This window comes from Lawsonibacter sp. OA9 (assembly GCF_022440585.1).
The window spans coordinates 748,704-769,808 of record NZ_JAKNTI010000022.1 but is presented as its reverse complement, the minus strand read 5'-3'; the positions used below and the strand labels follow the sequence as shown (position 1 = coordinate 769,808).

Below are 21,105 nucleotides of genomic sequence, written 5' to 3'. Positions count from 1 at the left end.
GCGATGGTCGCTCCCCGCTCTTTTGATTTGTTAAGGGGCCATCATCCCCTGTTCCCACGCTTCCCTTCCCTCCAGGGGATAGACCGTGCCGGTGTCTTCCCCGGACAGGGAGATATACCAGCTGCCCAGCTCCAGGCCCACAGCCTGGTCCAAATCCAAAAACTGTCCAAAGTCCCAGTTGCCCAAGACGCTCTCCTTGCCGGGTGTCATGCGCCCATGCCGGATGTATACCTCCTCCAGCCGGCTGCCGTCCTCCAGGATCAGGGAGAAGGGGTGCATCCCCCTCCAGCCCGCCTCATAATCCCCGGTGAGCATGGCCCCCAGGGGGGTGAGCGTCAATTTGCAGGGGAGTTGATATTGGTCCGTCAGCCCGGAGAGGGCATATTCCCGCACTGGCAGGTTGTCCACCCGGAAGGACAGCGCCCAATCCCCCTTGGTCTTCCGGCCCATGACCACATCTCCCCCCGCCGTGGCCCTGGTGAAATGCCCCAGGTCCGCCGGGCTGATATTCTCATAGGAAACCCCCACATAAGTCCGCCCATCCAATGTGTAGTTGATATCACCCAGATGTCTGCACGGGGGTTCTCCGTCCACAAGAATGTCTGCCAGGATGTCCGACTCCTCCGGGTCCGCCCCCTCCGCCAGACGGAACTGCACCTGGAAGGTGCCGTCTTCCGCAAAGCCCATGGAGGACAGCTCCGCCCATTCAAAGTCCTCCAGCGGCGCCGGTGTCTGCCCGGGGGCCACCACCACCTGGCCGTTCTCCAGGGTCATGCAGTCCAGCGTCCGCCCGGTGACCTCCTCCAGGGGCAGGGGCTCACCGCCGAAAGAATAGTATCTGGGCCACATGGAGATCACCTCCAGGGTCAGCTCCTCCTCCAGGCCGCTGGCCTCCTCCCAAAATTCGCTCACCTCAAACAGGGCCGTGTGGGAATCTGGATCGTATCCCACACAGCGGCCGTGTGTGGTCAGAGTCTGTGTTTCCCGCCCGATCCTGCATACAAGCCGGATCTCCCCGTCGGTCATCCGCTGTCCGGTCAGGTCCCGCACCTGGACATAGAGCTTCAGACGGTACTGGTCGGTCACCGCCGACAGGACCTGGACCTCATACCCCTGGTCGGCAGCCGTCCCGGCCTCTATCCTTTGGCTGTACGGCCCAAAGCTCCCAAGGACCTGGGTCAGCTGGGACCGCAAGGTCGGGGACAGGGCCAGGGCCGAGGCGGTCAAAAGAAACACCGCCGCCGCGGTCAGGAGCACCCGAACCCCCAGATTTCCTCTCTTATGACGCCGTTTCTCCTCGGCCATGGCGTTCACCAAGCGGTCCAGCTCCACCTGTGACAGTTTCACCTGGTCCATCTCCCGCCGGTATTCCCGCTCAAACATAGTCCCCCTCCTCTTTCAACTTGTCCCGCAGCAGGGCCCGGGCCCGGGTGAGGCTGGTCCGCACGGCTCCCTCTCTCTTGCCCAGCACCCCGGCGATCTCCCGAATGGACAGCCCCTCGTAGTAAAACAGGTGGACCGGCAGCCGGTAGCTCTCCGGAAGGGACAGCACCGCCTCCAGTACCCCTCCCGGCTCCGGGATGTGGTCAGCGACGTGGAGGTGCTCCGCCTCCTCTATGGGCCGCTCCCGCTTCCTCCACGGGGCGCGGAACAGGTCCTGGGCACAGTTGGCCGCCACCCGCAGCAGCCAGGCCCGGCAGTGGTCCTCGTCCCGGAACTTCGGGGCGGCCCGGACCAGACGGAGGAATGTCTCCTGGGTCACGTCTTCCGCGTCCTCCCGATTCCCGGTCCGGGCATAGGCCAGCCGGTACACGGTCTGCCCGTGGCGTTGAACCACCCATTCCGCCTCCTCCCGTTCCATGGTCCTCCCCCCTTCTCTCGTTCTTTCTATCCAGTACACGGTCCAGCGCTCAAAAAGGTTACAGACAAAATAAAAAGAGGGCTTTCGCCCTCTTTTTATCTTATCCCAGGTCCTCCACCCGCATCCGCTTCAGGTCGTCCTGGGTATCCCGACGGCCCTTATAGTGGAGCCAGATGCCGCCGAAGACCACGGTGGGGATGTTGGATACCAGAAGCATGACCACCAAGGTGACGACGGTCTGGACGGCGTCCGCCCTGGCCCGGTCCGGGTCATAGTTGGGGTCCGGGTACTGGTCGATGATATTCCCCTCCCCGTCATAGACGGTGACAGTGCCGCCCCTGCTTTCCCATCGCTGGACCGTTTCCCTGTCCTGGCCGCTCTCCAGTCCAGCGTTGGCCCCTCCCTCCAATACGAGGGACCCGCCGCCAGAGAAACTAGTAAAAGAGGCCAGACTGAACACCATCAGCAGGGACAGGCACAGGGACAGCGCTGGCAGAATGAGCCCCAGCTTTAAGCTCTTTTTACACAGCCAGACCTGGAGTACAATCAACAGGGCGATGGGCACCAGCAGAAACGCCAGCCATATGAGCAGCCCAAATATCCCCATTACAGACGCAATCATCATAATATTTTCTCCTTTCACGCCCTCGGCTATCCGAGGTCCGTTCCCTTCGTTCTCTTATATTCAGCGATGAGCAGCTTGGCGGTGTCAAAATCCAGCTTATCATTGACCACCAGCCGCTTGATGGTGGCGATATAGGGGTCGGCGGCGGTATCCTCCCCGATCCTGATTTTCTGGATCAGGCGGTCCAGACGGAGCCGGACCGTTGGATAAGTCACCCCGTACTGGGCGGCCACCTCCTTCAAGGAACCGGAGGCGAGGATGAACTTTTTGATAAAGGACACATCCTCCTCTTCCAAGCCGGTCATCCAGTCGGGCAGCAATTCTATGGCCACGGGGCCACCTCCTTTCTCTATGTTCTCATTATATACTTTAATTTTATTAAAGTCAATCTTTAATTTAATTTTTTATTTTCTTTTATAAAAGTAAAATCCCCCGCCATAGGGCGGGGGAATGAGACGGGGCATGGTCCCTTCAGATTGTATTCTCTTCTTTCTTACTCAGAAATGAAAACTTGGTTTCCGAGCACACCACGGCCACGAATATCAGTCCAAATCCGATCAGGAGCCGGCCGGTCACCGGGTCGCCATAAAACAGCACGGAGAACAGCACGCCGAACACCGACTCCAGGGATAAAATGACCGAGGCGGAGGCGGGGTCGGACCAGACCTGGCCCACGTTCTGAAACAGGAGGGCCACGGTGGTGGCCATGACACAGAGATAGGCCATAGGCAGGACTACCGCCGGGTCAGTCAGCGCCTGGGCGGGAAATGTCTCGGTCAGCAGGCCGCCAATCCAGGCATACAGCCCGGCGAAGGCGAACTGGAACACAGTGAGCAGAGTGATATCCTTTCCCGGTGAGACCTTGGCCACCGCCACAATATGGCTGGCATAAAAAAAGGCGGCCACCAGGGTCAGCAGGTCGCCGGCGTTAATGGTCAGCTCCTCTGTCAGCGAGACAAAGCCAACTCCGGTCACGCACAGCAGGGCCGCCGCGATGTTGAACCGGTCTGGCCGGACCCGAATCACCGCCCAGGAGAGGAAGGGGACCAGGACACAGTAGACGGCGGTGAGAAAGGCGTTTTTTGAGGGAGTGGTCAAAGTCAGGCCGAAGGTCTGGATAGAGTAGGCCAAAAAGAGGAAGGCGCCCATCACCGCCCCCCGCCACAGGTGGTCCCAGGTGAATATCTGCCACTTTTTCCAGGCGATCAGGGCCAGCAGCACCGCCCCGGCGGTAAAGCGGATGGCCAGCAGATAGAAGGGAGGCAGGGCGTCCAGGGCGTTCTTCATGATGAAGAAGGAGGTACCCCAGATGATGGCGGCGGCAAAGAGCATGGGCTTGGCCAGCAGTTTCATTGTCTTTGGGGACATGGATATCAACTCCCGATTGCAGGATCAGGGCCCGCTGTGGTATCATAGGCGGGATGGGCCGCCGAAGCGGGTCAAAAACGGGGATATTATAGCAAAAAACCCCGCCGGGCGCAAGTAAAAAAAGATGAGCGCCCCTGTGTAGGCCGCCAGCCTGTCAAATCGCATCCTTTCTCCCCATTTCCGCTTCTGGAGGTCTCTTATGTACTTTTTTGATCTGGACGGCACCCTGCTGGACTCCAACGGAGTGTGGCTCGACATCGACGTGGAATTTCTGGGCCGCTTCGGCATCGGCTCGGTGCCGGAGGACTACACCGACTATGTGACCCACCACGGCTTTGATGACTCGGCCCGATACACCCGGGACTATTTCCGCCTGCCCCTGACTCCGGAGGAAATCATTTCTGCCTGGCGGGAGATGGCCCGGTCGGCCTATGCCGGCCAGTTGGAGCTGAAGCCGGGGGCACGCGGATTTCTGGAGCGGGCCAGGGCGTCCGGCATCCCCCGCGCCCTCCTCACCTCCTGCATCCCCAGCCTGTGCTCGGCCGCTCTGGAACACCACTGCCTCCTCCCTCTGCTGGACCGGGTCTTTACGGCCGCAGAGCTGGGGCTGGAGAAGCGGGACCCGGAACTATACCGCCTGGTGGCCCGGCTGTGCCGCCTGGAAGCGGGAGATTGCGTCCTCTTTGACGATTCCCCCGTCTACTGCCGGGCCGCCAGAGAGGCGGGCTGGCAGGTCTATGGAGTATCTGACCCGGTCTTTGACGACCGGGCGGAGGAGATGCGGGAGGTGTGCGGGCCAGGCCGCTTTCCCTTTGACCTGCGTTCTCCTCTGCCCCTTCATCTATGACAGGAGGCCGGCACCCAAAGGGTGCCGGCCTCCTGTTTCAAAAAGAGGGAATTTAAGCTCACTTGGCGGAGATGACCCGGACCTGGTCCCCGATGGGGTCCACATAGATGGTCAGGTCGCTGGAGAATGCCTTGATGGCCGCCAGACGCTCCTCGCCGCTGTCCTGGCTGAACCAACTGTCTTTCGCGTCCCGGATGCTCCCGGTATCCCGGCAGCACTCCACCTCGTCGGCCACCCGATAGGTGCGGCCACCCGCGTTGACGTACTGGACCCCCTGGCTCTCGAAGAAGTCGCTGGGGGACACGCTCTTGATCTCCTCCAGTTCGATGATGGACACAATCCGACCATTGGAACCCACAGCTACACCAGCCATAGTGCCGTTCTTTCCGGCAAATCCAGTGTTTTTCAGGTCAATCGTTCCACTTCCGTTGACCAGGTTCCACTTCTTGGATTCCTTTTCCTCTCCAGTATCTTCTCCATCGTCATCCAAGACAGGGGTAGACGTGGTCGTGGAGATAAGGATACCATACTCATAGGCGTTGCCTGTCACCCGGTCCAGTACGATATAGTCCACATAGTTGGAGGTGTTCAGGTGATAGGTGGCGATCTTTTCTCCGGGGATGGAGGCCATATTCAGGCTGGTGGGGTCCAGCTTTACCATAGCGCCGCCGTTGACCTGCTCATAGATCTGGACGCCGGCGCTGACGGTATAGCTGCCCAGCTTCCCCTCCTCCACCAGGAACTGGCCGGAGGTGGACTTGGAGGACAGTTTGCTGGCGCTGATCTTACCCTTGGCGCCAGAGGAGATGGTGACCAGCTGGTCGGCCAAGTTGTCGGCGTTGCTGATGGTGCCGGACAGCTCCAGGGTGCCGCCGTTGGGGAGGAACACCGTGGCCTTGCCGCTGTCCACCATGCCGATGGCGGTAGAGCGTGTCTTTCCGCTGGGGGCAGCCATGCCAGCCACCTTGCCGTCGGCGGTGAGGAGCAGGGTGACCTGGTCGCCCACCTTGTAATCCCCGGTCATCTCCCAGGCGCTGTCCAGCACCTCGAAGGTATGGCCCAGCACCTCGATCTCCGTGGGCGCCTTGGAGTTGGGACTGGCGTTCTCATAGATGCAGGTCAGCCTCAGGTCAGATACGATCAGGGTATTGCTCATGCTGTCATAGGTCACCACATCGTAGGGCTGGATCTGGGACATGGTGATGGTTTGACGGCCCTTTTGGATGTTGAAGTTAGTGGCGCCGCCGGTGAGCTGGTGGAACATGGCGGTGCTGGGGCTGCCCATGACCACCACGGCGTCGGAGTCGATGGAGGAGGCGCTGCCGCTGGCGTAAACCGCCACGATCTTGCCCCGCTCGGAATACATGGTGATTTGGGTGCCCGACTTCAGGACGGAGTAGCCCTCCATATAGCTCTTTCCCTCTGTGGCGTCGGCGGTATAGAGCAGGGTATCCTTGGACATGGTGTACTGGCTGCCGCCGCTGGCTTTCACATAGCTGGGCTGGGCGTCGCCAGACAGGATGATGGTGGTGGCGCTGCTGTCGTCAGGGACAAAGGTGACGATCTCATCCTTGTCATTGAGCACCAGGGCCCCCCGCTTGCCCTGGAGGGCGTAGGGGTTGCCCTCTCCCTCGGCGGGCAGGTATGCCTCAGACTCCTTGTTGGCTGTGGTCCGGATGGCCCCGTCCGAGGTTCCGTCGTCCGTTTCCACATTGACCGCCAGGATGATGGTGTCCTCCTGGGCCTTGCCCAGTGTCGTATAGTAGTCGCTGCCCTCTCCATTCTTGCAGCTCAGGGCGTTGACAAACAACTGGGCGGCCTGGCCACGGGTCAGAGCGGCGTTATAGTCGCTGGGCAGGCCGTCGCTCAACCCGATGGACTCAGCCAGGTTCATATAGCTCTGGGGCCAGACGGCTCCCGCCTGCTCGCTGGAGTAGCCCAGCACCCGAATCAAAATGGTGGCCGCCTGGGCCTGGGTGATCTTCTCGTCCGGCTGAAAGCGCCCATCACCCACACCGGAGATCAGGGGGACCTCCCGCTCCCCGTCCTTGACCGTCAGGCTGGCGGCCAGGTTCACATAGCCCTGGGCCCAGTGCTTGGAGGTAACGTCGGAGAAGATAGTGCGGGTGGCGTGGATGGGGACCTGATCCCCCTGCTGCATAAACTTGACTACCATGGTGCAAAACTCAGCCCTGGTCAGGGTGCCGTTTGGATTGAACTGGTTGCCTCCAGTGCCGCTGACCACGCCCATCAGGCGCAGGATGTCAGCGTTGACGGCGGTCTCCCGGTCGGAGATATCGCCGAAGGAGGAGGTGCCGGCCGCCCCGATGGGCATAACTGCCAGAGAGGCGGCCAGGGCAGAGGCCAGCAGCCAAGAAATCAGTCGTTTCAATTTCATGTTATCTCTCCTTTTCATCCGCCCCCCGGCCGTGGTCTCAGTTGAGAGGGCACGGTCAGAAACGAGAGGCAGGACGTGTAATGAGGGCCCGGCCCGGCCGGGGTTCCCAAATAAAGCGGACTTTGCCGCAGGCTAGTCCGCCCGCAGAGCCTCCACAGGCTGCAGGCCAGAGGCCTTAATGGCTGGGAACATACCAAAGAGGATGCCCAGCACCACGGAGAACAGGAAGGCCCCAATGGCGATCATGGGGTCCGGAGTCAGGATCATCCCCTCAAACACGTTCTCCATCAGTTTTCCCGCGATCATAGTACCCACATAGCCAATGCCAATACCAATGAGGCCTCCGATGCCGCAGATCACCGCCGCTTCAATAAGGAATTGGGTGATGATACTGCTGCGCTCGGCACCGATGGCCTTTCGGATACCGATTTCCCTGGTACGTTCTGTGACCGTAACCAGCATGATGTTCATGATGCCGATGCCGCCCACCAGCAGGGAGATGCCGGCGATGGCCCCCAGCACCAGGGACTGCATCAGGCTGGCGTTTTCCATCTCCTCGGCCGAGCTGTTGTCGCTGTTGATATAGTAACTCCCGTTTGCCATGTTGCCGTTCTCGTCCTTGGGGAACATCCCGGACAGATAGGCGTCCAGCAGGGTCATGGCCTGGGTGGTAGCAGCGGCACTCTTTGCCTTGACCACGTAGGAGTCGATGGTATTGTTCTTGTTCATGGTCCGGTTGAAGGTGTAGGGGATGATAATGACATTGTCCATCTCCGGCCAATACTGGATGTCCATGGGCTTGTAGTAGCCAACCACCAGGAAGGGCTGCCCGTTGAGAGTGATGGTCTCCCCCACCGGGTCGGTGTAGTCAAACAGAGCCTCCTTGGCTCCGGAGCCCAAAACACAGACGGCATTGGTCTTTTCCACATCCAGATAGGAGATCTCTCGGCCATTTGCCAGCTGGTAATTGTTGCACACACCATACTGATCAGAGCCCAGCTTAATATGCATCATCTTTTCCCAGTCCATATTGCCGTTCTCCCAGTCGTTGACCGACAGGGTCTTGGCCCCGTACTGGACAGTGATTTTATCCCCAAGCTCTACATCCGGGGTAATGCCATCCACCAGGTTACTGAGGGACAGACAGTAGTCATAGAGCTTCTGCCCGGTTTCGTTGTTCGTGTCATACCAGGAGTAGGCCTGGACTGTGATCTTGTTGTCCCCCATCTTCTCGAAGTATTCCATGTTCTTTTTATTCTGCCCCTGGACCACGGACACCATAATGACCACTGAGGCCACACCAATAATGATGCCCAGCATGGTCAGGAAGGAGCGGCCCTTTTTCATGGCGATGGATTTAAAGGCCATTTTGAATGCCTGCCAAAGATTCATTCCCAGTCCACCTCCTGAGGATGGTCCGAGGTGATCCTGCCGTCGGACAGACGGACCACCCGCTTGGCGGTGGCGGCGATGCCATCGTCGTGGGTGATGAGGATGACAGTGGTGCCTCCCCGGTACAGGTCCCGCAGGATCTCCAGCACGTGGCGGCCTGTCTTGGAGTCTAGGGCGCCCGTGGGCTCGTCGGCCATGATGATGGGGGGCTTGGTGGCAATCGCCCTGGCGATGGCCACCCGCTGCTGCTGGCCGCCGGACATCTCGGAAGGGCGGTGGTGGGCTCGAGAATCCATGCCCACCTTGGCCAGGGCCTCCATGGCCAGATCCTCCCGGTCAAAGATAGACACCCCCCGGTAAATCAGGGGCAGGGTCACATTCTCTAGAGCGTCCAGCTCCTGGATCAGGTTGTAGCCCTGAAAGATAAAGCCGATCTCCTTATTCCGGATATGGGCCAACTGCTTGTCGGACAGAGCAGTCACGTCGGTCCCCTCCAGGTAGTATTCTCCGTAGGTAGGGATATCCAGACAGCCCAGCACATTCATCAGCGTGGACTTGCCGGAGCCAGACTGACCCACAATGGCCACAAACTCCCCCTTGTCGATTTGGAGGGATACCCCGTCCAGGGCCCGGACCTCGCTCTCCTTGCCCTCGTTGTATATTTTATAGAGGTTTCTGATGTCAATGAGCATCTTTCCACCCCGCTTAATAGCCATAGCTGCCGTCTGTCACGGTATAGTTGACGAACACCTCGTCCCCCTCCTGAATGCCGGAGACAATCTCCACATTCTGGGTGTCAGAGATGCCGGTCTCCACGATGACTGGGTAGTAGCCCTCCTCCTCGCTGGGGAAGGTGCGCTTCTCGCCCGGTGCCACTTCAGGCAGCTCCAGTTCGGGCACGTCGTCCGGCCGGCTGTCCCGCTTGACAAAGACCACACTCTGGCGGGTGCCGTCCATGTCGCTGAAATACTTGACCGAGGTAGTGGGGACCAGAATACAGTCGGCCGACTCGCTGGTGACAAAGGAGTATTGGAGCCAGGCACCGTCCATCAGGCTTCCATCCACGTTGTCCACCGTCAAAGTGACGGGGTAGCTGGTCATGCCTTGACCGGCCTGGGCGCCGCCCATGTCAATGGAGGTGACTAATCCCTGATATACCTGTCCGTTCCAATCCAGGTCCACATAGTTGCCCGGCTTGATAAAGGAGATGTTCCGGTCATCTACGGTAATGGTGACCAGCATGGTCACGTTATTGGAGATCATAACAACGGTGTCGCCGCTCTTGACCTCCTGGCCGGGAGTCAGGTTGCAGGAGGTGACGGTCCCGTCGATGGGAGCTACGGCGTTAAAGTCATTGAGGGCTTTCTGGGCCTCGTCCAGCTTGGTCTGGGCGCTGTTGATCTCCTCCTGCTTGGAGCGGATCTGGGAATCAATGGTGGAGGAGCCCAGATAGAGCAGGGCCTCCCCGGCCTGGACGTTGGCGTGGTCGAGCAGATTGCCGATGGCGGTCACTGGGCCGCTGGCCTTGGCAATGATGTCCCGTGACTCGTAGTATTCGGTCTTTCCGTTCTCGTAGGGATAAATCGCGGTGCCGTCAGCGGCAGTCAGGACAGCGGAGGCGTCCATTTCGGCAGTCAGAGTACCGGGGTTGTCAAAGACGATGACCGCCTCAAAGTGGACGGCTCCTTCCGGGGATATGTAGCTGACCTTGTTGATCTTCTCCACCCGTCCCTCAAAGGAGCCCATAACAGCGGGGATGGACACCTGGACCGACTGGCCGGTGTGGATCTCTTTCTCATAGGCGTAGCTGAAGTAAAGGGACAGCTTCAGCTTCTTATCGTTCACCAGAGTAGCCACTGGGGCGGACTTACTCACCTCGTCGTCGATATGGAACTCCTTGACCTCCTGAAGCTTCCCGGCGAAGGGGGCCCGCACCGTCAAGTTGGCGGCCTCTTCCTGCAGGTCGGCCATATCCTCCAGCAGATTATTCAGTTCCTCCTTGGCGTCCGTCACAGCATCCTGGGCTGCCTGACTGTAAATGGTGTACAAGGGATCGCCGGCCATGACAGTCTGGCCGCCAGTGACAAAGACCTCCTGCACCGTACCGCTCTGGGTCAGGGTAATGGCAGCCGATTCCTTGGCCTTGGCCGTACCTGAGCCGGACACCTTGCTCTGGATAGTACCAATCTGGGCGGGCTGGGCCATGATCTCTCCCTGCTCTTCCCCGCCGGAGTGGAGGAATTTGTAGAGCAGAAAGCCTCCAATCGCCAGCACCCCAGCCACGATAGCCAGTATGATAGCATTTTTGACCGCTTTCTTTTTTCCTTTTTTCACCGGTTTCATCTCTGGGGGCGCGGGGGGTGTCTGGGTTGGTACGGCAGGCTGGGGAGTTATGACTTCTGACATGGCAGCTTTTCCTCCTGTAAGCGGTAATGATAAAGTGAAATGTCGGCGGGCCAAAGGCCCGGGGACGGGATAGACCAGTCCGCAGATATCATCCCCATTATAGGGGCTGTCTCCGCCGGAAGCAATTACAAGGCGATTACAAATCCTTAAAATTCTATTAAGGCTCTCTCCCGCTCCGGTAAATCCCTATATAATGTTAGACGTATTTTCTCCGTAAATGTTGCCTTTCCTCTCATACTTTTTTCCTGTTTGTAAAAAAGAGGCACATCGCCATCCCCGACATGCCTCTTTTCTGCCGCTTTACAGTTTTTCCATGTGCGCCGCCGCGGACTTCAGCATCAGACGCTTGGTCCCCACCTGGTCAAAGGCAATCTCCAACAGGGCGTCGCCCCCCATCTTCTGGACGGACAGGACCATTCCCTGTCCGAATGCCTTGTGCCGGACCGTATCCCCCTTCTGGAAGGCAGGGAGGCTGCCGCCTCCCCCCGGCGCTCCAGCCCCCACAGGGGAGGAGGCCAGAGGCTGTCTGGTCCGGGCGCTGCCGGTGGCACCGCCACCAGCGCCCGACATGGCCCGGACAAAGCCTCCATAGGAGGGTTGGGGCCGTGGGTCTCGATCCGTCCGGCTCCCGCCCTGTCCAGCCTGGGCGGAGCGGCCACCTCCGTAAGTCGGGCGCTGATAGGAGCCGTAGCCCCCATAGCCGGAGGAGCGGCTGGGCATACCGCTCCAGCCCTCCTCTCCCCCGCCCAGATCGGGCAGGCAGCTCCTGCCTAGCCGCTCCAGGTGCTCCGGGGGGATCTCCTCCACAAAGCGGGAGGGGCGGTTGGAGCTGGTCCGTCCAAAGAGCATCCGCTGATTGGCGCAGGTGAGGTACAGCTTCTCCTTGGCCCGTGTCATGGCCACATAGCACAGCCGCCGCTCCTCCTCCATCTCCTCCGTTTCCCCAATGGCCCGGATGCCAGGGAAGATGCCCTCCTCGGCCCCCACCACAAAGACCACAGGGAACTCCAGCCCCTTGGCCGAGTGCATGGTCATCATCACCACGCAGTCCTGGTCCGGGTCGTGGCTGTCTAAGTCGGTGTACAGGGCTATCTCGTCCAGAAAACCCGCCAGAGAGGGCTCCTCCCCGGCGTTCTCCAGATAGCCGTGAATGGAGGTGAGCAGCTCCCGCACGTTCTCCAGCCGGGTGCGGTCCTCCACGGTGTTCTTGCTCTCCAGCATGGTGGCATACCCGGTGCGGAGGATCAGCTCCTCATAAAACTGATCCAGGGGCAGCTCGTCCAGCAGCCCGGCCAGCTCCCCCATCAGGGCGGTGAAGCCGGCCAGCTTGGCCGCCGACCGCTCCAGCTCCGGGTACATCCGGGCATTGTCGATGACGGCGTAGAGTGAGCTCTCCTCCCGCCGGGCGATCTCCTGGGCGGTCTCAATCGTCTTGGCACCGATGCCCCGTGGCGGATTGTTGATGATGCGGGTGAGGCGCAGGTCGTCCTCCGGGTTGTTGAGGACGGCCAGATAGGCCACCATGTCCTTCACCTCCGCCCGGTCAAAGAACCGAGTACCCCCGATGATGCGGTAGGGAATCCCGTTGCGCTTGCAGGCGTTCTCTATCTGGTTAGACTGGGCGTTCATCCGGTAGAGGATGGCGTGGTCCTTCCACTTTCTGCCCTGGCTGTACCCCTCCAGAATACGGGCAGCTACATATTGGGCCTCATCGTTCTCATTCATGGCGGCATAAAGGGTAAGCTTGTCCCCCTCCCCCGCCTTCGTCCACAGCTCCTTGCCCTTTCTTCCCTGGTTGTTGCGGATCACGGCGTTGGACGCCTCCAAAATATGTTTGGTGGAGCGGTAGTTCTCCTCCAGGCGGATGACCCGGCAGCCCTTGTACTGTTTTTCAAAGGAGAGGATGTTCTCAATGGTCGCTCCCCGGAAGCGGTAGATGGACTGGTCGTCGTCCCCCACCACGCAGAAGTTCTCATAGCCTCCGGCCAGGGTGGAGGCCAGCAGATACTGCAGGTTGTTGGTGTCCTGGTACTCGTCGATGAGCACATAGCGGAACTTCCGCTGATAGAACTCCCGCACCTCGTCAAACTGCTGGAGCAGACGGACGGTGTGGAAAATGATGTCGTCAAAGTCCAGGGCGCTTGCCTCCCACAGCCGGCGCTGGTACTCTGCGTATATCTTGGCGATCTTGGTCAGCCGGAAGTCCCCAGATCTCTCGCACTCGGCCAGATACTGGTCGGCCAGCTTCATGGCATCCTTTGCCCTAGAGATGTAGCCCAGCACCGACCGGGGCGGAAACTGCTTATCATCGATTCCCAGGTCCTTCAGAATATCCTTCACCACCCGCAGGGAGTCGTCAGTGTCATAGATGGTAAAGGAGGAGGCGAAGCCCAGCTTCTCAATATCCCGGCGGAGGATGCGAACACAGGCGGAGTGAAAGGTGCTGGCCCAGATATCGTTGGCAGCCGGGCCCAGCATTCTGGCCAGACGGTCCTTCAGCTCACCCGCCGCCTTATTGGTAAAGGTGATGGCCAAAATGGTCCAAGGGGCCGCCGGGTCCAGGGCACACAGCCGCTCCTGCCGGGCCTTGTCCCCCGCCCCGGTCCGGACATACTCCTCCAGGAAGGTCAGATCATCCTCTGTCACCCACTCCGGCACCTCTGTGCTGTCCGAGCCGCGGCCATACTTCATCAGGTTGGCGACGCGGTGGATGAGCACGGTGGTCTTGCCGCTGCCCGCTCCGGCCAGCAGCAGGAGCGGACCCTCCGTGGTCAGGGCGGCCTTTTGCTGCTCTGGGTTCAAATGTGAAAATTCCCGGGCAATAGCCCCCCGGCGGGCCTTACAAAATCTCAGTTCCAGGTCGTGATTCAGCATGGGGCAAACATCCTTTTTCTCTTTAAAATTATCTTTTTCATTGTAGCCCAAACTGGTCTGGTGGTCAACCAGAAGACGCCCCCGCTCCTTCAAAATATTCTCAGCCTGTCCCCTTTCCCAGCTTCCTGGCATACTGTCCCGCCGCCCCGCATAAGATACCCCGTGGGACAGCCCCAGGCCCGTCCCGCTCCTTCGTGCAAAAGCAAGATATTGTCCCTTCGTCCCTCTCTTTTCCCTCTATTTTGTGTTGACTCCAAAGAAATTGCAACCGTTCTGTAACCATTTTTTCACCTTCTCGTAACACCTTCGATACGATGGTAACAGCTCTCAGTGCTATACTTAAAACAAGAATAGGAAAGGAGGTCTTCCCATGAAAAAACTGCTGTTGACCACAATAATCGCTTCCCTGCTCATCCTGCCCTTTGGAACTGTGGCTATGGCCGACATGACGGAGGCCCCTGACACCCAGGCAGAGCAGCTGGACTACGCCCCCGGCAACGTCCCCGCCGAGACCGGCGCTCTGGACTCCATGACTCCCGCTCTCCACGCGGCCATCCTGGCCATGGTCAATCTGGGCCAAAGGGAGTTGGATCTCTCCGACCCGGTGGCCGCTTGGGAAACCTTATATAATATGCTCAGTCTGTACGGGCAGATGGATGACCGCTCTGAGTATCTGGACGAGGAACTGGTCCTCCCTTCTGAAACGGTGATGGACTATGCCTCCGCCCTCTTTACCGGCACAGCCCCTTTGAGCCCTATCCCTGAGGCTCTTTCCGACCGGATTCGCTACGATGGAAAGCTGGACAGCTATCTGCTTACCTGCGGCGACGACAGCTTGGCCGAGATCCAGCTCACCTCCATTCGAGAATTAGGCGGTTCCCTCTCTGTGGATGGCTCCCTAGTCTATCTGGTAGACGGTTCTTCCCTAGCCCAGTTCCACGCTCAATTCGCGCGGCAGGACAATATGTTCGGCTATGTTATCACTAATCTGACTCTGGGGTAAAACCCATATTCCTCCTTAAGAAGGCACATCGGAAACGATGTGCCTTTCTTTTTTCTCTTCCAGTATATTTTTCTTCTCTTCCGTCCATATTTTTCAGGAAACCTTGCACTTCTCCCGCCCAATGTTTATAATATGGTGAATAGAGAAGAATCTAAGTTTGAGGTGTCATCCCATGGAACAGAACATACAAGACTACATCAAGCCCGGCCGCCGGGCCCATCTGGTAGGTATCGGCGGGGTATCCATGGCCCCGCTGGCAGAGGTCCTGAAGGGGCGGGGCGTCCTGGTCACCGGCTCCGACATGCGTGAAGGCGAGGCGGTAGACCATCTGCGCTCCCTGTCCATTCCGGTGACCATCGGCCATCTGCCCCAGAGCGTGGAGGGAGCCGACTGCGTCATTCGCACCGCCGCCGTCCACGACGATAATCCGGAGATTGCCGCGGCCCTGCAGGCCGGTATTCCAGTCTTTGAGCGTGCCCAGGCCTGGGGGGCCATCATGACCCACTACCAGAATGCCCTGTGCGTCTCCGGCACCCACGGCAAGACCACCACCACCTCTATGTGCGCCCACATCTTTCTCGCCGCCGGTCGGGACCCCTCCGTTATGGTCGGCGGCGTGCTGCCCATCCTGGGGGCGGGCCACCGGGTCGGTCACGGCGACACCATTATCGCCGAGGCCTGCGAGTACTGCAACTCTTTTCTCTCCTTCTGCCCCACGGTGGCAGTGATTCTGAATGTGGAAGAGGACCACCTGGATTTTTTCCGAGACCTGGCGGACATCCAGCACTCCTTCCGCTCCTTCGCCCAGCTGGTCCCCGACCGGGGCTGGGTGGTGGTCAACGGGGATAATCCCAACGCCCTCCAGGCCATCCAGGACTGCGGCCGCCAGACCATGCGATTCAGCCTTCGGGACAGCTCCGCTGACTGCCGCGCGGATCATATCTTCTGGAACAAGGGGCTTCCCGAATTTGATATTGTGGTCCACGGCGTGAAGTATGCCCACGCCGCTCTCAACGTGGGGGGAAGCCATAATATCTCCAATGCTCTGGCCGCCGCCTGTGCCGCCTATGTGCTTGGTGTTCCTGGCAGTGCCGTGGAGGAGGGCCTTGCCTCCTTTACCGGGGCCGGACGCCGCTTCGAGAAGAAGGGAGAGTTCCACGGCGCCATGGTGTACGACGACTACGCCCACCACCCCGATGAGCTCCACGCCCTGCTCACCATGGCAAAGAGCCTGGGCTACGCCCGTGTGGTGTGTGCCTTCCAGCCTCACACTTATACCCGTACCGCCGCCCTGTTCCAACGGTTCGTCCAGGAGCTAAAGCTGGCAGATGTGGCCATTTTGGCAGAGATCTATGCCGCCCGGGAGAAAAATGACTTGGGCATCTCCTCCAAAGACCTGGCGGACCAAATTCCGGGAGCGGTATACTGTCCCACGTTGGATGAGGTCACCGCAAAGCTTCGGGAGCTGGCCCAGCCTGGAGACCTGCTCCTCACCGTGGGGGCGGGGGACATCTATCTGGCAGGAGAGGCCCTGCTGCAATAAAATATGCCCCGGACATCTGACGGTGTCCGGGGCATATTTTACTGCTATTTCATTTACATATGCCTAGTTCTGCGGGATATCAGGCAGAGAATCAAAGCTCATCCGGCGTATGCCCGCCGTGATCCCGCCACCTATGGTCCTCTGAAGTGGACTGGCCCAAAGTTACTTCTCTTTGTCAGCATTTAAATTCCGATTTGGCGCTATTATAGTTTCTTGGTACAGGCTTGCTAATGCCTCATTTTAAAATGACCGGTCCCGTCAGGCACAGGCCAATTCACCTACCCCCGCACAATTTATATATCTTCCGATTCTCTTTTACGTTTCCAACTAGGAGGGCTTTGATATTTTTCCGGGTAATGATCAGATAACGAAGCAAAAACAGCCTCTTTCAATGAATGTTAAAATGCGTTGCTTGCAGCAACGGGCAGTTCCTCCTATAATTTTCACAAATACCGCAAGGAAGGAGATCATTTCGAATGCTCAATGAAAATATGAAAGCAATCAGGAAATCAAAAGGGCTTTCGCAACAAGAGCTCGCTATCAAGCTGAATGTGGTGCGGCAAACCATTTCAAAATGGGAGCAGGGATTGTCGGTTCCCGACTCTGATATGTTGATCGCCATATCAGAGGTGCTGGAAACACCTGTAAGTACGTTGCTTGGAGAAAAGGTTATCGCGGCAGAAGCAGATGACTTAAAGGCGATTTCCGCAAAGCTGGAGGTGATAAACTTACAGCTCGCACAGAGAAAAACCACAAGGCGAAGGGTCCTGCACGGGCTTCTCATCTCGTTGTGTGCGGTTATAGCAGTGGTCTTTGCATTCTTATTGATGCAAAAAAGCCCTTACTTGGGCTGGGATTATAGTGATCCTGAAACCGCTGTTCTCGGAGTGGCATTTCACTCGTTTGAATGGCTGTTTGTTAGGGTGGCACCGATTATCCTGGTGGGAGCAATCGCGGGAGTTTTTTTAACACGGAAGAAAGGATAGGTCCGCTCCGCTTTTGGAACACAGTACAGCTATTTTTATAGCGCAATATCTGTCTAACCATTGCAAGACCAGCACTCCGGGTTATCTCCCTTTGTTGGAACCGGCGGAGTTTATCTCATGACTCATCACCCACCACGCAGGAGGTGACAGGGAAAAGAAACGGTTGCGTTTTACACTGTCCGCCTGTACAATGAGGAGGAAACGTCAGAGGAGGGGTAGCCGTGCGGCGTTTGAAGAAGGCCTATCTTGAGATCACCAACATGTGCAATTTGGACTGCCAATTCTGTCCAGGCACCAGACGGACTAAGGGCGTTCTCTCGCCGGAGGGATTCCAGACATTGGGAGAGCGTCTACGTCCTCACACCGACTATCTCTATCTTCATCTGATGGGGGAGCCCCTCCTCCACCCCCACTTGGCGGAGATACTGGAGCGGGCGGAAAAGCTGAAGTTTCGGGTGATAATCACCACCAACGGCACCCTGTTGGGGGAGCGGGAGGACCTGCTCTGTTCCAGTCCGGCGGTGGAGAAGGTCAGCATTTCTCTTCACTCCTTTGAGGGGAACGAGGGCGTGGGAACGCTGGAGGACTATCTGGCCGGGTGCCTTGCCTTCGCCCGGCGGAGCGCCGGAGCTGGAAAGAAGTGTGCCTTGCGGCTGTGGAATCTGGACGGGGAGGACACCAGAGGAGCGAACGCCCGGAATGGAGACATTTTAGCCGCTCTGGAGAGGGACTTTCCGCGTCCCTGGAGAGAGGGGCGTCGGGGGACTACCCTAGCTCCTGGCGTTTTTCTGGAGTGGGGAGAAAAATTTGACTGGCCGGACCTAGGCGCCCCGGAGGGGGACGGCGCCGGCTTCTGCTATGGCCTGCGGGACCAGGTGGGTGTGCTATGGGACGGGACCGTGGTCCCTTGCTGTCTGGACCATGAGGGGGATATCTCTCTGGGGAATTTGTACGATCAGCCCCTGGAGGAGATCTTGAGCAGTCCCAGAGCCCAGGCCATCTACCAGGGATTTTCCCAGGGCAGGGTCAGGGAGGCGCTATGCCGCCGGTGCGGCTACATGCGCCGCTTCCGGTGAGGGGAGCGGGCCTCTACGGAACAGGAGCATAGATTGAGGTGAAAACATGGACATAAACAGGAAAAAAGAACTGATGGAGGCATATAAGAACCGCCGCCCGGAGATGGGGGTGGTGTCTGTCCGCTGTCTGGCCACTGGGGAGTCCTTTCTGGGGACCTCCTCTGATACCAGGGCCACCATGAACGGCATCCGGGTCAAGCTGAACGGCGGACTGTATCCAAACCGCCGCCTTCAAGAGCTGTGGAAGCTCCACGGGCCAGAGGAATTTGAGATATCAGTCCTGAGGACGCTGGACTATGAAGACCCTGGGGAGGACCATACAGAGGAGCTAGAGCTGCTTCGGGAGCTGTGCCTGGAGGAGGTCCCCGGAGCCGCCAAGCTGTGGAAGTAGCGGCCGGGGCGGAGAGAGATAAAAAACGCGGCAGCACTGTCAGAGTGCTGCCGCGTTTTGCCGCATTGAGAGGAGGTCAGACTGGCCCTTGAAGTTCGGGGATCTGGACCTCGGGCATCAGTTCCCGGCTGACAATAGAAATCATCTCCTCCAGCTTGGAGCAGTCCTCGGGAGAGAACCGATGCCGGATGCGGTCCATAACCTCCGTGATATAGGCGGAGCTGATGTTGTAATAGTCGATATACTTCTGGGTGACCTCCAGGTGATACTCCCGCCGGTCCTCGGGGGACTGAACCTTGCGGATATACCCCTTCTTGACCAGGCTGTTAATCTTATAGGCCGCATTTGGAGGCGAGATGCGCATAAAGGTAGCAAACTCGTTGATGGTGGGACGGCCCAGGGCCTGGATAGTCTCCATGGCGAAGGTCTCCACCGTGGTCAAACTGGCCTCCCGGTCCTGAAAGCGCCGAAAGATCTCCTGGTAAAAATGGAGCTTGAATTTGGTATACACGTTAAAAAAAGCTTGGTCCAGCACAACATCGCCCGCTTTCCCGCAATGAGCGTATCAATCATTTTTAGGCTCTAAAAACCACTATTACTATATACCAGATAGGAGAAAAGGGCAACAGTTTCGCTGATCTATCGCGCCGCATCGGTGATGGCAAAGGTGAGCTCCGCCACACAGGCCACCTGTCCATCCACCAGTGCTTTACATTCCCCGATGCCAACAGGCCCCCGCCGCTTGGTCAGAACACACTCCATCTCCAGCACATCGCCGGGGACCACCTTCCGCTTAAAGCGGGCGTTTTTGATCCCGCCGAAGAGGGCCAGCTTGCCTCGGTTCTCCGGCAGAGCGAGGATGGCCACCGCCCCCACCTGGGCCATAGCCTCCAGAATGAGGACACCGGGCATCACATGCTCCTGGGGGAAGTGGCCGCAAAAATAGGGCTCCCCTACGCTGACGCACTTGCGGCCTTTGGCCCACTGGCCCGGCTCACAGTCCAGGATGCGGTCTACCAGGGCGAAAGGGTACCTGTGGGGCAGAAGCTGGGCGATCTGATCAGAATTAAGTTCCATCTCTTATTCCTCCCACTTTTTGAAGAGAATGCTGCCGTTGTGCCCGCCGAAGCCCAGAGAGTTGGACAGGGCGTACCGAATGTCTGCCGTCCGGCCGGTATTGGGCACTACATCCAGGTCACACTCGGGATCGGGGACCTGGTAGTTGATGGTGGCGGGGACGAAGCCATGATGGAGGGACAGGGCGGTGAAGATGGCCTCGATAGCCCCCGCCGCCCCCAGGGTATGGCCGGTCATCGACTTGGTAGAACTCATCATCAGATGGTAGGCGTGGTCCCCAAACACCGTCTTGACGGCGGTGGTCTCACCGGAGTCATTGAGATGGGTAGAGGTGCCGTGGGCATTGATATAGTCTACCTGTTCCGGGGATACCCCTCCATCGGCCAGGGCCAGCGCCATGGCCCTGGCCCCGCCAGAGCCGTCGGGCCGGGGGGCAGTCATGTGATAGGCATCACAGGTGGCTCCATAGCCCAATACTTCAGCGTAGATCTTAGCGCCCCGCGCTAAGGCGTGGTCCAGCTCCTCCAGCAGGAGGATGCCGCAGCCCTCCCCCATAACGAAACCGCCCCTCTCCTGGTCAAAGGGGATGGAGGCCCGGTTGGGGTCTCCGTTCTGGCTCAGGGCCTTCATAGAGGTAAAGCCGCCTACGGCCAGGGGGGTGATGGACGCCTCTGTGCCGCCGCAGAGCATGACCTCGGCGTAGCCGTCCCGGATATAGTGGAAGGCATCGCCCACAGCATTGGTGCCGCCCGCGCAGGCGGTGACGGGGCAGGTGCACATCCCCCGGAAGCCGGATCGGATAGCTACCTGGCCGGCGGCCATGTTGCAGATGCCGGTGGGAATGTAGAAGGGGGACACGCGGTCCCACCCCCGCTCCAGCCCGCGGCTGTGCTCCGCCTCGGTGATGGACAGCCCGCCGATACCGCTGGACACACTGACGCCGCAGCGGTCCGGGTCGGCGGAGGAGACATCAAAGCCAGCATCGGCCAGCGCCTCCTGGGCCGCCACGGCGGCAAACTGGGTAAAGCGGCCCATCCGTTTGGCGTCCGCCTTTCCCAGCAGCTCCTCCGGGGCGAAGCCCTTGACCTCGGCGGCCAGCTTCACCTTCAGCTCCGAGGCGTCGAATTGTGTGATGGGGGCGATGCCGCACACGCCCTCCCGGACCGCCTGCCAGCTGTCGGGACAGGTAAGGCCCAAGGGGGTAACGGCCCCCATTCCAGTGATGACTACTCTACGTCGTTCCATGTTATCTCCCCCT

The 21,105-nt window shown here is 59.0% G+C and carries 19 protein-coding genes; 6 read left to right on the top strand and 13 right to left on the bottom strand.

What is annotated here, in order from left to right:
• Positions 1-30: 30 nt before the first annotated feature.
• The 5 genes from MCG44_RS04740 to MCG44_RS04720 all read right to left on the bottom strand — a co-directional run bounded on the left by MCG44_RS04740 (position 31) and on the right by MCG44_RS04720 (position 3,854).
• Entirely contained in the window at positions 31-1,383 is a 1,353-nt protein-coding gene (locus MCG44_RS04740; RefSeq protein ID WP_240287073.1) for a DUF4179 domain-containing protein, read from the bottom strand.
• Positions 1,376-1,861 carry an RNA polymerase sigma factor gene (locus MCG44_RS04735; protein WP_240287072.1) on the bottom strand — a complete coding sequence of 162 codons (486 nt, stop codon included), beginning with the start codon at positions 1,859-1,861 and terminating at the stop codon, positions 1,376-1,378. Before MCG44_RS04735 ends, MCG44_RS04740 begins: the two co-directional genes overlap by 8 nt.
• 100 nt (positions 1,862-1,961) lie before the next feature.
• The gene (locus tag MCG44_RS04730; RefSeq protein ID WP_240287070.1) at positions 1,962-2,486 is read right to left on the bottom strand and encodes a hypothetical protein; all 525 of its coding nucleotides are present in this window, start codon (positions 2,484-2,486) and stop codon (positions 1,962-1,964) included.
• A 26-nt stretch (positions 2,487-2,512) separates the two neighbouring features.
• On the bottom strand, positions 2,513-2,818 hold the full coding sequence (locus MCG44_RS04725; RefSeq protein ID WP_147570728.1) for a DUF2089 family protein: 306 nt from the start codon (positions 2,816-2,818) through the stop codon (positions 2,513-2,515).
• Positions 2,819-2,957: 139 nt separating this feature from the next.
• The gene (locus tag MCG44_RS04720; RefSeq protein ID WP_240287068.1) at positions 2,958-3,854 is read right to left on the bottom strand and encodes a DMT family transporter; all 897 of its coding nucleotides are present in this window, start codon (positions 3,852-3,854) and stop codon (positions 2,958-2,960) included.
• Between the two features lie 199 nt (positions 3,855-4,053).
• Here MCG44_RS04720 and MCG44_RS04715 point away from each other — a divergent pair, with 199 nt between their 5' ends.
• Entirely contained in the window at positions 4,054-4,701 is a 648-nt protein-coding gene (locus MCG44_RS04715; RefSeq protein WP_186852745.1) for an HAD family hydrolase, read from the top strand.
• Positions 4,702-4,759: 58 nt separating this feature from the next.
• On the opposite strand, the gene MCG44_RS04710 is transcribed toward MCG44_RS04715, so the two are convergent.
• The 5 genes from MCG44_RS04710 to MCG44_RS04690 form a co-directional block, all read right to left on the bottom strand.
• Positions 4,760-7,099 carry an S-layer homology domain-containing protein gene (locus MCG44_RS04710; protein WP_240287066.1) on the bottom strand — a complete coding sequence of 780 codons (2,340 nt, stop codon included), beginning with the start codon at positions 7,097-7,099 and terminating at the stop codon, positions 4,760-4,762.
• Positions 7,100-7,231: 132 nt separating this feature from the next.
• Positions 7,232-8,491 carry an ABC transporter permease gene (locus tag MCG44_RS04705; protein ID WP_240287064.1) on the bottom strand — a complete coding sequence of 420 codons (1,260 nt, stop codon included), beginning with the start codon at positions 8,489-8,491 and terminating at the stop codon, positions 7,232-7,234.
• Positions 8,488-9,183, bottom strand: coding sequence for an ABC transporter ATP-binding protein (locus MCG44_RS04700; protein WP_186852834.1), 696 nt, complete (start codon positions 9,181-9,183; stop codon positions 8,488-8,490). Before MCG44_RS04700 ends, MCG44_RS04705 begins: the two co-directional genes overlap by 4 nt.
• A 13-nt stretch (positions 9,184-9,196) precedes the next feature.
• Positions 9,197-10,897 (bottom strand): HlyD family efflux transporter periplasmic adaptor subunit, encoded by a 1,701-nt coding sequence (locus tag MCG44_RS04695; protein WP_240287060.1) that lies wholly within the window; start codon positions 10,895-10,897, stop codon positions 9,197-9,199.
• Positions 10,898-11,197: 300 nt separating this feature from the next.
• The gene (locus MCG44_RS04690) at positions 11,198-13,771 is read right to left on the bottom strand and encodes an ATP-dependent helicase (RefSeq protein WP_240288878.1); all 2,574 of its coding nucleotides are present in this window, start codon (positions 13,769-13,771) and stop codon (positions 11,198-11,200) included.
• 370 nt (positions 13,772-14,141) lie between these two features.
• Between MCG44_RS04690 and MCG44_RS04685 the strand changes: the two genes are divergently transcribed.
• The 5 genes from MCG44_RS04685 to MCG44_RS04665 all read left to right on the top strand — a co-directional run bounded on the left by MCG44_RS04685 (position 14,142) and on the right by MCG44_RS04665 (position 18,770).
• Complete coding sequence (locus MCG44_RS04685; protein WP_147570734.1) at positions 14,142-14,774, top strand: hypothetical protein; 633 nt, start codon at positions 14,142-14,144, stop codon at positions 14,772-14,774.
• A gap of 172 nt (positions 14,775-14,946) precedes the next feature.
• Complete coding sequence (murC, locus tag MCG44_RS04680) at positions 14,947-16,317, top strand: UDP-N-acetylmuramate--L-alanine ligase (RefSeq protein ID WP_240287058.1); 1,371 nt, start codon at positions 14,947-14,949, stop codon at positions 16,315-16,317.
• A gap of 476 nt (positions 16,318-16,793) precedes the next feature.
• A complete protein-coding gene (locus MCG44_RS04675) occupies positions 16,794-17,303 on the top strand; it encodes a helix-turn-helix domain-containing protein (protein WP_240287056.1) in 510 nt (169 codons plus the stop codon).
• Positions 17,304-17,524: 221 nt separating this feature from the next.
• Positions 17,525-18,379, top strand: coding sequence for a radical SAM/SPASM domain-containing protein (locus MCG44_RS04670; RefSeq protein WP_240287054.1), 855 nt, complete (start codon positions 17,525-17,527; stop codon positions 18,377-18,379).
• A 46-nt stretch (positions 18,380-18,425) separates the two neighbouring features.
• Positions 18,426-18,770 carry a GIY-YIG nuclease family protein gene (locus MCG44_RS04665; protein WP_186852751.1) on the top strand — a complete coding sequence of 115 codons (345 nt, stop codon included), beginning with the start codon at positions 18,426-18,428 and terminating at the stop codon, positions 18,768-18,770.
• A gap of 76 nt (positions 18,771-18,846) precedes the next feature.
• On the opposite strand, the gene MCG44_RS04660 is transcribed toward MCG44_RS04665, so the two are convergent.
• The 3 genes from MCG44_RS04660 to fabF form a co-directional block, all read right to left on the bottom strand.
• On the bottom strand, positions 18,847-19,305 hold the full coding sequence (locus MCG44_RS04660; RefSeq protein ID WP_186852752.1) for a MarR family transcriptional regulator: 459 nt from the start codon (positions 19,303-19,305) through the stop codon (positions 18,847-18,849).
• A gap of 104 nt (positions 19,306-19,409) precedes the next feature.
• The gene (fabZ, locus tag MCG44_RS04655) at positions 19,410-19,847 is read right to left on the bottom strand and encodes a 3-hydroxyacyl-ACP dehydratase FabZ (RefSeq protein WP_147570738.1); all 438 of its coding nucleotides are present in this window, start codon (positions 19,845-19,847) and stop codon (positions 19,410-19,412) included.
• A gap of 3 nt (positions 19,848-19,850) precedes the next feature.
• Positions 19,851-21,092: a beta-ketoacyl-ACP synthase II gene (gene fabF / locus MCG44_RS04650; RefSeq protein WP_147570739.1), complete on the bottom strand. Its 1,242-nt coding sequence runs from the start codon at positions 21,090-21,092 to the stop codon at positions 19,851-19,853.
• Positions 21,093-21,105 lie beyond the last annotated feature (13 nt).

What these genes read in the sequence shown, in the direction of transcription:
- MCG44_RS04740 (WP_240287073.1), bottom strand. Translation starts at nt 1,383, where the DNA reads ATGTTTGAGCGGGAATACCGGCGGGAGATGGACCAGGTGAAACTGTCA.
- MCG44_RS04735 (WP_240287072.1), bottom strand. Translation starts at nt 1,861, where the DNA reads ATGGAACGGGAGGAGGCGGAATGGGTGGTTCAACGCCACGGGCAGACC.
- MCG44_RS04730 (WP_240287070.1), bottom strand. Translation starts at nt 2,486, where the DNA reads ATGATGATTGCGTCTGTAATGGGGATATTTGGGCTGCTCATATGGCTG.
- MCG44_RS04695 (WP_240287060.1), bottom strand. Translation starts at nt 10,897, where the DNA reads ATGTCAGAAGTCATAACTCCCCAGCCTGCCGTACCAACCCAGACACCC.
- MCG44_RS04720 (WP_240287068.1), bottom strand. Translation starts at nt 3,854, where the DNA reads ATGTCCCCAAAGACAATGAAACTGCTGGCCAAGCCCATGCTCTTTGCC.
- MCG44_RS04710 (WP_240287066.1), bottom strand. Translation starts at nt 7,099, where the DNA reads ATGAAATTGAAACGACTGATTTCTTGGCTGCTGGCCTCTGCCCTGGCC.
- MCG44_RS04665 (WP_186852751.1), top strand. Translation starts at nt 18,426, where the DNA reads ATGGACATAAACAGGAAAAAAGAACTGATGGAGGCATATAAGAACCGC.
- MCG44_RS04700 (WP_186852834.1), bottom strand. Translation starts at nt 9,183, where the DNA reads ATGCTCATTGACATCAGAAACCTCTATAAAATATACAACGAGGGCAAG.
- MCG44_RS04685 (WP_147570734.1), top strand. Translation starts at nt 14,142, where the DNA reads ATGAAAAAACTGCTGTTGACCACAATAATCGCTTCCCTGCTCATCCTG.
- MCG44_RS04675 (WP_240287056.1), top strand. Translation starts at nt 16,794, where the DNA reads ATGCTCAATGAAAATATGAAAGCAATCAGGAAATCAAAAGGGCTTTCG.
- murC (WP_240287058.1), top strand. Translation starts at nt 14,947, where the DNA reads ATGGAACAGAACATACAAGACTACATCAAGCCCGGCCGCCGGGCCCAT.
- MCG44_RS04690 (WP_240288878.1), bottom strand. Translation starts at nt 13,771, where the DNA reads ATGCTGAATCACGACCTGGAACTGAGATTTTGTAAGGCCCGCCGGGGG.
- MCG44_RS04705 (WP_240287064.1), bottom strand. Translation starts at nt 8,491, where the DNA reads ATGAATCTTTGGCAGGCATTCAAAATGGCCTTTAAATCCATCGCCATG.
- fabF (WP_147570739.1), bottom strand. Translation starts at nt 21,092, where the DNA reads ATGGAACGACGTAGAGTAGTCATCACTGGAATGGGGGCCGTTACCCCC.
- fabZ (WP_147570738.1), bottom strand. Translation starts at nt 19,847, where the DNA reads ATGGAACTTAATTCTGATCAGATCGCCCAGCTTCTGCCCCACAGGTAC.
- MCG44_RS04715 (WP_186852745.1), top strand. Translation starts at nt 4,054, where the DNA reads ATGTACTTTTTTGATCTGGACGGCACCCTGCTGGACTCCAACGGAGTG.